Raw genomic sequence first — 11,107 nt, forward strand, 5'->3', positions numbered from 1 at the left:
GGTGTGATCAAGATGGTGAAGGCGATCGAGCACGGGCTGCTGCCCGCGTCGCTGCACGTGGACGCGCCCAGCGAGCACGTCGACTGGGACGGCGCCGGCGTCGAACTCCTGACGGAGCACACGCCCTGGCCGCGGCTGGAGCGTCCGCGCCGGGCCGCGGTCTCGGCGTTCGGCATCTCCGGCACCAACGCCCACGTGGTACTGGAGCAGCCGGCGCCGGCCGAGGCCGGGACGGGCCCGACGCAGTCCCCCGCACCGGCGGGACCGGTGCCGTGGGTGCTGTCGGCCCGTTCCGCCCCCGCCCTGCGCGAACAGGCCGCCAACCTGGCCGACGCCCTGCGGGACGGCCTGGCCGACGCCGACCCGGTGGCCGTCGCCCGCGCCCTCGCCACCACCCGCAGCCGCTGGAATCACCGTGCGGCCGTCGTCGCCCGCGACGCCGAGGACTTCCACGCGGGACTCCGGCAGCTCGCCGACGGCGGTTCGGCACCCGGCGTGCTCAGCGGCCTCGCCCGCGCCGGAGCGGTGGCCCACATGTTCACCGGGCAGGGCAGCCAGCGCCCCGGCATGGGACGGGGCCTGTACGAGACGCACCCGTTCTTCGCCGCCGCCCTCGACGCGCTGTTCGCGGAGTTCGACCCCTACCTGGACCGTCCGCTGCGCGACATCGTCTTCGCCGGACCCGGCACCCCCGAGGCCGCGCTGCTCGACACCACCGCCTACACCCAGCCGGCGCTCTTCGCCCTGGAGGTCGCCCTCTTCCGCCTCCTCGAACACTGGGGCGCCCGGCCGGACATGGTGCTCGGCCACTCCATCGGCGAGATCGCGGCGGCACACGTCGCCGGGGTGTTCACCCTGCCCGACGCGGTGAAGCTCGTCGCGGCCCGGGGCCGCCTCATGCAGGCGCTCGCCACGGGTGGCGCGATGGTCGCCGTGGAGGCGACCGAGGAAGCGGTCCGCGAGGAGATCGAACGCCAGGGCCACACCCACGGCGTCGACGTCGCCGCCGTGAACGGCCCCGCCTCCGTGGTCCTGTCCGGGGACGCGGACGCCGTCACCGAGGTCGCCCGCGCCCTCGCCGGGACCGGGAGCAGGACGAAGCAGCTGACGGTGAGCCACGCGTTCCACTCCTCCCACATGGACGCCATGCTGGACGCCTTCCGCGCCGTCGCGGAGCAGCTCGACTACCGGCCCGCCGCGCTCACCGTCATCTCCTCGCTCACCGGCGCACCCGCCACGGACGGGGAACTGGGCTCGGCCGACTACTGGGTGCGCCACGCGCGCGGCACGGTCCGCTTCGCCGACGCCGTGCGGTGCGCCCGCGAGGAAGGCGCCGAGGTGCTGATCGAGCTCGGACCCGGCGCCGTGCTGACGCCCATGGCCCTGGACTGCCGGCCGTCCACGGACCCGTGGCCCCTCGTGATCCCGTTCCTGCGGGCCGACCAGCCCGAGGACCTCGCCGCGGCCCGCGCGCTGGCCCAGGCCCACGTGCACGGCGTCCCCGTCGACCTGCCCGCCTGCCTGGGCGCGGGCCCCGCCGCACGCGACCTGCCGACCTACCCCTTCCAGCGCGAGCGCTACTGGCTGGAGCCGGCCGCCGCGACGGCGGACGTCACGACCGCCGGACTCGAGACCGCCCACCACCCGCTGCTCGGTGCGGTCCTGGACCACCCGGAATCCGCCGGTCTGACCCTGACGGGCCGTATCGCCGCCGGCAGCCCGGCCTGGCTCACCGACCACGCCGTCGCCGGAACGGTGCTCCTGCCGGGTACGGCCGTCCTCGACATGGTGCTGTACGCCGGCGCCCACGTCGGCCTGACCGAGGTGACCGAGCTCCTGCTGGAGTCGCCGCTGGCCGTGCCCGCGAGCGGGGACGTCCTGGTGCGGCTGGTCGTCGGCGAACCCCAGCAGGACGGCGACCGGACGGTGACCCTGTACTCCCGGCCGGAGAACGCCGGCCCGTCCACCGCGTGGACACGACAGGCCCACGCACGGCTGGGCGCCGGGACAGCGGCCCCGGCGGACCCGGACCCGTTCCCGGAGCCGGGCCACTGGCCGCCGGCCGGAGCCGAGCCCCTGCCCGTGGACGGGTTCTACGACGAACTCGCCGACATGGGGCTGCACTACGGCCCGGCGTTCCAGGGGCTGCGCGCCGCCTGGCGGGACGCCGGCACCCTCCTCGTGGAGGCGGAACTCCCGAGGGCCACCGGCCCGGACGAGTTCCTGGTCCATCCCGCCCTCCTCGACTCCGCGCTGCACGGCTTCCTGCTCACCCCGCCGGACGTCGCGGACCGCACACCGGTGCTGCCCTTCGCCTGGAGCGGCGTGCGGGTCGGACGGACCGGCGCCACCTCGCTGCGGGCACGCATCACCCCGCTCGCCGCCGACCGGCTGCGGCTGGAGGCATGGGACCACGACGGCCGGTTCGTCGCCCGCGTCGACTCCCTCGCCACCCGGCCGGTGCCGGTGGCCGGCATCGCGGGCCCCACCCCCGGCGACCTGTACGTCATCGACTGGAGCGAACCGCCCCTGCCGCAGGGGCCCCCGGCACAGCGATGGGCCCTGCTGGGCGACCCGGCGGCGCTCGCCCCCGGCTGCGCGGTGCCCGCCGGGACCGCCGCCTACCCGGACGTCGCGGCACTGGCCCGCGCCGTCGACGCCACCGGTGCCGCACCCGGCCTGGTCGTGCTCGCGGGCCGGGCACGCCCCGCGGCCGGACCCGAGCCGGTGGAGCAGACGGAGGCCGTGCGCACGGCGCTGACGGAGCTCCTCGCGACCATCCAGGCCTGGCTGGCCGAGGAACGCCTGTCCCAGAGCCGTCTGATCGTCGTCACCCACGGAACGGAACCGGGCGCCGGCCTGCCGAGCGCCGCACTGCGCGGCTTCGTACGGGCCGCGCAGCGCGAACACCCGGACCGGTTCACGCTGATCGACAGCGACGGACAGGACACCGCGCCGGACGTCTTCCACGCCGCCTGCCGGAGCGACGCACCGGAGATCGCCCTGCGCGCCGGCACCGCCCGCGTGCCCCGCCTGGCACCGGTCGCCCGGACCGGCGACACCCCGCCGTCCGCGCCGGCCACCCCGCTGGACCCCGACGGCACGGTCCTGATCACCGGTGCCGGCGGCTCGCTGGGCCGCCGGGTGGCCCGCCACCTCGTCCACCGGCACGGGGCACGGCGGCTGCTGCTCGTCAGCCGCCGGGGCGCCGCGGCCCCGGGCATGAGCGAACTGGAAGCCGAACTGTCCGCGGCAGGTGCCCAGGTCACCACGGCGGCCTGCGACGCCGCCGACCGCGAGGCACTGGCGGCCGTCCTGCGCACCGTGCCGGCCGACCACCCGCTCACCGGGGTGTTCCACACCGCGGGCGTCCTCGCGGACGGCGTCGTGGAGTCCCTGACACCCGACGACATCGACAGCGTGCTGCGGCCCAAGACGGACGCCGCGCTCCATCTGCACCGGCTGACCCGCGAGGAGAACCTGGGCGCGTTCGTGCTGTTCTCCTCGGTCGCGGGAATCCTCGGCTCGGCGGGACAGGCCAACTACGCCGCCGCCAACGCGGCGCTCGACGCCCTGGCCGCACAGCGCCGGGAGGCGGGCCTGCCCGCCACCTCCGTGGCGTGGGGCAGCTGGCTCGCCGAGGACGACGGCGCCGGGATGACCGGAACGCTCAGCGACACACAGCTGGCGCGCCTGCGCCGCACCGGAGTGGTCCCGCTCGCCGGCGGCGACGCGCTCGCCCTGCTGGACCGCGCCCTGACGCTGCCCCACCCGGTGCTGACAGCCGCCCACCTCGATCCGCGCTCGCTGCGCGAGCAGGCGGGCTCCGGCACCCTGCCCGCCGTCCTGCACGGCCTCGTGCCCGCCCGGCCGGCACGTGCCGCGGCCGGGCGCGACACCCGGCCCGCGCCCGACGGCGCCGAGACGCTCAGCCGCCGGCTCGCGGGAGCGGACCCCGCCAAGCGGCGCGGCATCCTGCTCGACGCGGTCCGCCGCGGGGCCGCGGCGGCCCTCGGACACACCGGCCCGGACGCCGTGCGGGCCGACCGGGGCTTCCTGGACATGGGCTTCAACTCGCTGACGGCGGTGGAGTTCCGCAACGATCTGGAACGGCTCAGCGGATTCCGGCTCGGCACCACCGTCATGTTCGACCACCCGACACCGGAAGCGCTCGCCGACCACCTGCTGGCGCTGAGCGGGTCCGACGACCCCGCACCGGCCTCCCGGGCGCTCGCCCCGCTCGACGAGTTCGCCCGGTCCCTGCCGGAACTGACCGACGACGAGGCCGTCCGCGCGTCCGCCGTGGAACGGCTCAGGGGACTGCTGCTGGCACTCGACCGGCCGGCCGCCCTCCGAGACGCCGCGACTCCCGCCGCGGACGACCTCGACGACACCGACGACGAGGACATCTTCGACCTCGTCGACCGCGAACTCGGGGCCTCCTGATGAGCCACCGAAAGCCCTCCGAGCCTCCGAGAGGACGGACCAGCGTGCCGACCGAAGCGACCACGACACCTACCTCCCCCGCACCATCGGACTCGGAGCGGACCGCGACCGAGCGCAGGCTCCGCGAGTACCTGAAGCGGGTCACCGGCCAGCTCCAGGTGGTCAAGGCCGAGTTGCGTACCCTCGACGACGCCAGGCACGAGCCGGTCGCGATCGTCGCGATGAGCTGCCGCTACCCCGGCGGCGTCCAGACACCCGAGGACCTGTGGCAGCTCGTCGCCGACGGCAGCGACGCCACCGGCGACTTCCCCGGCAACCGCGGCTGGGACACCGACGCCCTCTACGATCCGGACCCCACGACCCCCGGCCGCACCTACAGCACCCGCGGCGGCTTCCTGTACGACGCCGACCTGTTCGACCCGGAGTTCTTCGGGCTCAACCCCCGCGAGGCGCTCGCCACCGACCCGCAGCAGCGGTTGCTCCTGGAGCTGGCCTGGGAAGCCCTCGAACGGGCCGGCATCCCGCCGCGAAGCCTGCGGTCGAGCGCCACCGGTGTCTTCACCGGCGTCATGTACAGCGACTACGCGGGCCGGCTGCGGCCCATGCCCAGCACCTTCGAGGGTTACCTGGGCAGCGGCAGCGCGGGCAGCGTCGCCTCGGGGCGGGTCGCCCACACCTTCGACCTGCGCGGCCCGGCGGTCACCCTGGACACCGCCTGCTCGTCGTCCCTGACCGCCCTCCACCTCGCCGTCGAGTCCCTGCGCCGCGGCGAGACCACCCTCGCCCTGGCCGGCGGCGTCACCGTCATGGCCACCCCGGACACCTTCGTCGAGTTCAGCCGCCAGCGCGGTCTCGCCCCGGACGGCCGGTGCAAGCCGTTCTCCGCCCACGCCGACGGCACCGCCTGGGGCGAGGGCGGAGGGCTCCTCGTCCTCGAACGGCTGTCGGACGCCGTACGCAACGGGCACCCCGTTCTCGCCCTGGTCCGCGGCAGCGCCGTCAACCAGGACGGCACCAGCAGCCAGCTCACCGCCCCCAACGGGCCGGCCCAGCAGCAGGTCATCCGCCAGGCGCTGGCGAACGCCCGCATCACCCCCGCCGACGTGGACGCCGTCGAGGCGCACGGCACCGGCACCACCCTCGGCGACCCCATCGAGGCCGGCGCGCTGATCAGCGTCTACGGCCAGGGCCGGGACGCGGACACCCCGCTCGGCCTGGGCTCCGTCAAGTCCAACATCGGCCACACGCAGGCCGCGGCCGGAGTGGCCGGCGTGATCAAGATGGTCATGGCCCTGCGCAACGACCTGCTGCCGCGCACGCTGCACGCCGAGGAGCCCTCGCCGCACGTCGACTGGTCCGCGGGCGGCGTCCGCCTCCTGACGGAGCAGCGGCCCTGGCCCCGCGGCGAGCGCCCCCGCCGGGCGGGCGTGTCCTCCTTCGGGATCAGCGGCACCAACGCCCACGTCGTCATCGAGGAGGCGCCGCCCGCCGCGACGGCCGCCGCCCCGCCCCGGCCGGTGGTCACCACCGAGGTGCCGCCGTGGATCCTGTCCGCCCGCACCGAGGCCGCCCTGCGGGACCAGGCCCGGCGGCTGCGCACCTGGCTGGACGGCGGCGCCACGGCGGGCGACGCCGAGATCGCCGCCGTCCTGGCGGGCGGCCGGTCCCTGCTGGAGCACCGCGCCGTCCTCCTCGGCGAGGACCGGGACCGGATGCGGCAGGCTCTCGACGCCCTCGGCGCCGGCCGCAGCAGCCGGCACCTGGTCGACGGCGATGTCACCCCGGCCGGACGCACCGTCTTCGTCTTCCCCGGCCAGGGCACCCAGTGGGAGGGCATGGCCGGGGACCTGCTCGAACGCTCGCCCGTCTTCCGGGAGGCCCTGGAAGAGTGCGCCGAGGCACTGGCCCCGCACACCGACTGGTCGCTGATCGAGGTCGTGCGCGAGGGCGGCCGGTCGGAACTGCTGCGACGCGTGGACGTCGTGCAGCCCGCGCTCTTCGCGATGATGGTCGCCCTGAGCAGGCTGTGGCGGTCGGTCGGCATCGTGCCCGACGCGGTCGTCGGCCACTCGCAGGGCGAGATCGCCGCCGCCCACGTCGCGGGCGCGCTCGACCTCGGCGACGCGGCCCGGGTCGTCGCCCTGCGCAGCCGCGCCCTGACCCGACTCGCCGGCACGGGGGCGATGGCGTCGGTGCCCCTGCCCCCGGCCGAGGTCGCCCGGACGGCGGCCGAGAGCCGGCCGGGAGTGGAGATCGCCGCCGTCAACGGGGTGTCCGCCACCGTCGTCGCGGGCGACCCCGAGTCCGTAGCCGCACTGGTTGAGGAGTACCGGGCGGCCGGTGTGAAGGCCCGGCTGATCCCCGTCGACTACGCCTCGCACTCCCCGCACGTGGAGGTCATCCGGGACGAGGTCACCGGCGCTCTCGCGGGCCTCGCCCCCCGGGCCGCCCACACCGCGTTCTACTCGACCGTCGAGGCCGGCCCGGTCGAGACGACGACCCTGGACGCCGCGTACTGGTACCGCAACCTCCGCCAACCCGTCCGGTTCGAGGAGACCACGCGACGGCTCGCCGAGGACGGCTACGGCGTGTTCGTGGAGTCCAGCCCGCACCCGGTCCTCACCACCGCCGTCCAGGAGACCGCCGAGGCGGCCGGGGCGGCCGTCTTCACCGTCGGCACGCTGCGCCGTGACGAGCCCGCCACCCGCCGGTTCCTCACCTCCGCCGCGGAACTGCACACCCAGGCCGCCGACGTCGACTGGCGCGCCGTGCAGTGCGCCGCGCCGCCCTGGCACGCGCCCGTGCCGACGTACGCCTTCCAGCGGCGCCGCCTGTGGATCGACACCCCCGACGGTGCCGTCGACGCGCCCGCGCTGGGCCTGCGGGACACGCCGCACCCCCTGCTCGGCGCCGCCCTGAGCACCGCCGAGACCGGTGCCACGGTCCTGTCCGGCCGGCTCGCGCGGAGCACCCACCCCTGGCTGGGCGGACACGCCGTCGCCGGCACCGTGCTGCTCCCCGGGACGGCCCTGCTCGACCTCGCCCTGCACGCGTCCGCGGAGACCGGGGGCGCCGGGGTCGAGGAACTCACCCTGGAAGCGCCGCTGGTACTGCCCGAGGACGGCGCGGTCGGCATCCAGGTGGCTGTCACCACCGACGCCGACGGACGGCGCCGCGTCACCGTCCACTCCCGGCCCGCGCGGGAGGACGACGCGGGCGGGTGGACCCGCCACGCCTCCGGCCTGCTGGCCGAGGACCCCGCACCGGAGACGGACGCGGCAGGCCCGGGCGCCGCCTGGCCGCCGCCCGGCAGCCGCCCCGTCGACCTGACGGACGCCTACGACCGCCTGGCCGACCTCGGGTACCACTACAGCGGCGCCTTCCGCGGCCTGCGCGCCCTGTGGCGTGACGACACCCACCTGTACGCCGAAGTGGAACTGCCCGCCGAGACCGACGCCGCCGGCCACGGCGTCCACCCCGCCCTGCTCGACGCCTGTCTGCACTCCCTCCTCACCGAGGAGAACACCGCCGAGGGCATCCGGCTGCCGTTCCACTGGCGGGACGTACGCCTGTACGCCGCCGGCGCCCGCACACTGCGGGTCACGCTCAGCCCCGTGGGAGAGGACTCCCTCGCCCTGCTGGCCGTGGACACCGACGGACGCCCGGTGCTGACCGCCGCCGCACTGACCCTGCGCCGCATCGACCCCGCCGGGCTCGCCACGGCCGCGCAGCAGGCCGGGGACGGCATGTTCCACCTGGGCTGGACGGCACTGCCCGACCAGGGGGCGGCCCGGCCCGCCCCGCCCGGCTGGGCCGTCGTCGCCGCACCCGTGGCCGGCGGCCAGGCCGCGGCGGAGGAGGCCGCGCTGCGGATCGCCGGCCTCACCACGAGCCCCGGGCTGCCCCCGTGCCACTCCGGCCTGCCGGCCCTGCGGGCCGCGACCGGCACCGCGGCCCCCGCACCGGACACGGTGCTGACCGTGCTGCCGAGCGACCCGGAGGCCGACCCGGTCGAGCACACCCACGCACTGACCGCCGCCGTGCTCGGCCTGCTCCAGCAGTGGCTGGCCGACGAGACGCACGCCCACGCCCGGCTCGTGCTCGTCACCCGCGGAGCCGTCGCCACAGGGGCCGGGGAGCCGGCCCCCGACCTCGCCGGAGCCGCCGTCTGGGGCCTGGTCGGGGCGGCGCTGGCCGAGACCCCCGACCGGTTCGCGCTGCTCGACGTCGACGACGCCTCCTGGGACGCCGTCCCCGCCGCCCTCGCCACCGGAGAGCCGCGGCTCGCCCTGCGCGCCGGAACACCGCTGCGTCCCCGCCTGGCCCGTGACACCGGACCCCACCCCGACCTGGCGGTCCCCGACGACGGACGGCCGTGGCGGCTGGACCTCTCCGAACGCGGCAGCCTCGACAACGTCGTGCTCGCCGCCGGCCCGGAACTCGGGCAGCCGCTCGGACCCGGACAGGTGCGGCTGTCGCTGCGGGCGGCCGGCCTGAACTTCCGCGACGTACTGATCGGTCTCGGGATGTACCCGGGCGACGGTCGGATGGGCGGTGAGGGCGCGGGCGTCGTCCTGGAGACCGGCCCCGGGGTGACCGGTCTGCGGCCGGGCGACCGCGTGCTGGGACTCGTCACCCACGGCACCGGTCCGGTGACCGTCACCGACCACCGCCTGCTGACCCGCATGCCCGACGGCTGGTCCTTCGCCCAGGCCGCCACCGTCCCCATCGTCTTCCTCACCGCCTACTACGGGCTGCGCGACCTCGCCGGCGCACGACCGGGGGAACGGCTGCTGCTGCACGCGGCGACCGGCGGCGTCGGCATGGCCACCCTCCAACTCGCCGAGCACTGGGGACTCGACGTACTCGCCACCGCGAGTCCCGGCAAGTGGCCGGTGCTGCGCCGCCTCGGCGTCCCCGACGAACGCATCGCCTCCTCCCGCGACCTCGGCTTCGAGGCCATGGTCGCCGAACGGACCGGCGGACACGGAGCCGACATCGTCCTCAACTCGCTGGCCGGGGAGTTCGTCGACGCCTCCCTGCGCTGCCTGCGGCCCGGTGGGCGGTTCGTGGAGATGGGCAAGACCGACATCCGCGACGCCGGCACCGTCGCCCGCGACCACCACGGCGTCCGCTACCAGGCGTTCGACCTCCTCGACGCCGGCCCGGAGCGGATCGCGGAGATGCTCGCCGACCTCGCCCGGCTCTTCGCCGACGGCGTGCTCACACCGCTCCCGGTGCACAGCTGGGACGTCCGCCAGGCGCGGGAGGCCCTGCGTTTCCTCAGCCAGGCCCGGCACACCGGGAAACTGGCGCTCGCGCTGCCCAGGCCGCCCGGCGCCGACGGCACCGTGCTGCTCACCGGCGGCACCGGCACCCTGGGCGGCATCGTCGCCCGGCACCTCGTACGGGACCGCGGCGTCACCCGCCTGGTCCTCGCCGGCCGCCGGGGACCCGACGCGCCCGGCGCCGCCGAGCTGGTACGGGACCTGACCGGGCTCGGCGCGCACGTCACCGTCGCCGCCTGCGACGCCGCCGACGTCCGGCAGCTCGCGGCCCTGCTGGCGGACATACCGGCCGCCCACCCGCTGACCGCCGTGGTCCACCTCGCCGGGGTCCTCGACGACGCCACCGTCCCCAACCTCACCGACGCCCGGCTGCACTCCGTGCTGCGCGCCAAGGCCGACGCGGCGTGGAACCTGCACCGGCTCACCGAACACCTGGACCTCTCCGCCTTCGTCCTCTTCTCGTCCCTGGCCTCGACCGTCGGCGCACCGGGACAGGCCAACTACGCCGCCGCGAACGCGTTCCTCGACGCGCTGGCCCAGCACCGGACGGCCCGCGGGCTGCCGGCGCACTCCCTGGCGTGGGGCCTGTGGGCGGAAGCCTCCGGGATGACCGGCCACCTCGACGGGGGCGACCAGGCCCGGCTGCGGCGCACCGGTGTCCTGCCCCTGAGCGAGGAGACCGCGCTGCGCCTGCTGGACACCGCCCTGGACCACGGCCACGCGACGGTCGTCCCGGCGCTCTTCGACACCGCGGCACTGCGCCGGCAGGCCGAGAGCGGCATGCTGCACCCGGTCCTGCGCGACCTGGTCCGTCACACCCCGAGGCGGGCCGCCGGCACCACGGCGGCACCCGAGGACCTGCTGCCGCGGCTGAACGCCGCCGATCCGGCCGAGCGCCGGCGTCTGATGCTGGAGGCGGTCCGGGAGAACGCGGCGCTCGTCCTCGGCCATGACGCGGCGGACGCCGTCCTGGTCGCCCAGCCGTTCAAGGAACTCGGCTTCGACTCACTGACCGCGGTGGAACTGCGCAACCGGCTGAACCGGGTCACGGGGCTGCGCCTGCCGGCCACGGTCGTCTTCGCCCATCCCACCCCGGCCGAACTGGCCGACCACCTGCTCGGCGAACTCGCCCCGCAGTCCGCGGACCAGGCGCTGCTCGCCGGCCTGGGCGACCTGGAGGCGAGACTCGCCACCGAGGAACCCGGAACCGCCGTACGGGACGAACTCCTGACGCGTCTGGAGGCGCTGGCGCGGCGACTGCGCCCGGACGCGGCGGAGGCGGCCGGGCCCGGGGAACCGGAGACGGAGATCCACAGCGCCGCGACGGAGGAGATCTTCGCCCTGATCGACCGGGAGCTCGGACGGTGAGCGGG

2 protein-coding genes are annotated in these 11,107 nt (G+C 76.2%); both read left to right on the forward strand.

All coding sequences use genetic code 11. The annotated features are described in order from the left end of the window. The first annotated feature begins 12 nt into the window (after positions 1–12). The gene (locus AB0947_RS39060) at positions 13–4,446 is read left to right on the forward strand and encodes a type I polyketide synthase (RefSeq protein ID WP_366755137.1); all 4,434 of its coding nucleotides are present in this window, start codon (positions 13–15) and stop codon (positions 4,444–4,446) included. A 44-nt stretch (positions 4,447–4,490) separates the two neighbouring features. Continuing rightward, on the forward strand, positions 4,491–11,102 hold the full coding sequence (locus AB0947_RS39065) for an SDR family NAD(P)-dependent oxidoreductase (protein ID WP_366755138.1): 6,612 nt from the start codon (positions 4,491–4,493) through the stop codon (positions 11,100–11,102). Positions 11,103–11,107 lie beyond the last annotated feature (5 nt).

Source organism: Streptomyces sp. NPDC047841, assembly GCF_040704085.1.
In the GTDB taxonomy this organism is placed as follows: domain Bacteria; phylum Actinomycetota; class Actinomycetes; order Streptomycetales; family Streptomycetaceae; genus Streptomyces; species Streptomyces argyrophylli.

What these genes read in the sequence shown, in the direction of transcription:
- AB0947_RS39060 (WP_366755137.1), top strand. Translation starts at nt 13, where the DNA reads ATGGTGAAGGCGATCGAGCACGGGCTGCTGCCCGCGTCGCTGCACGTG.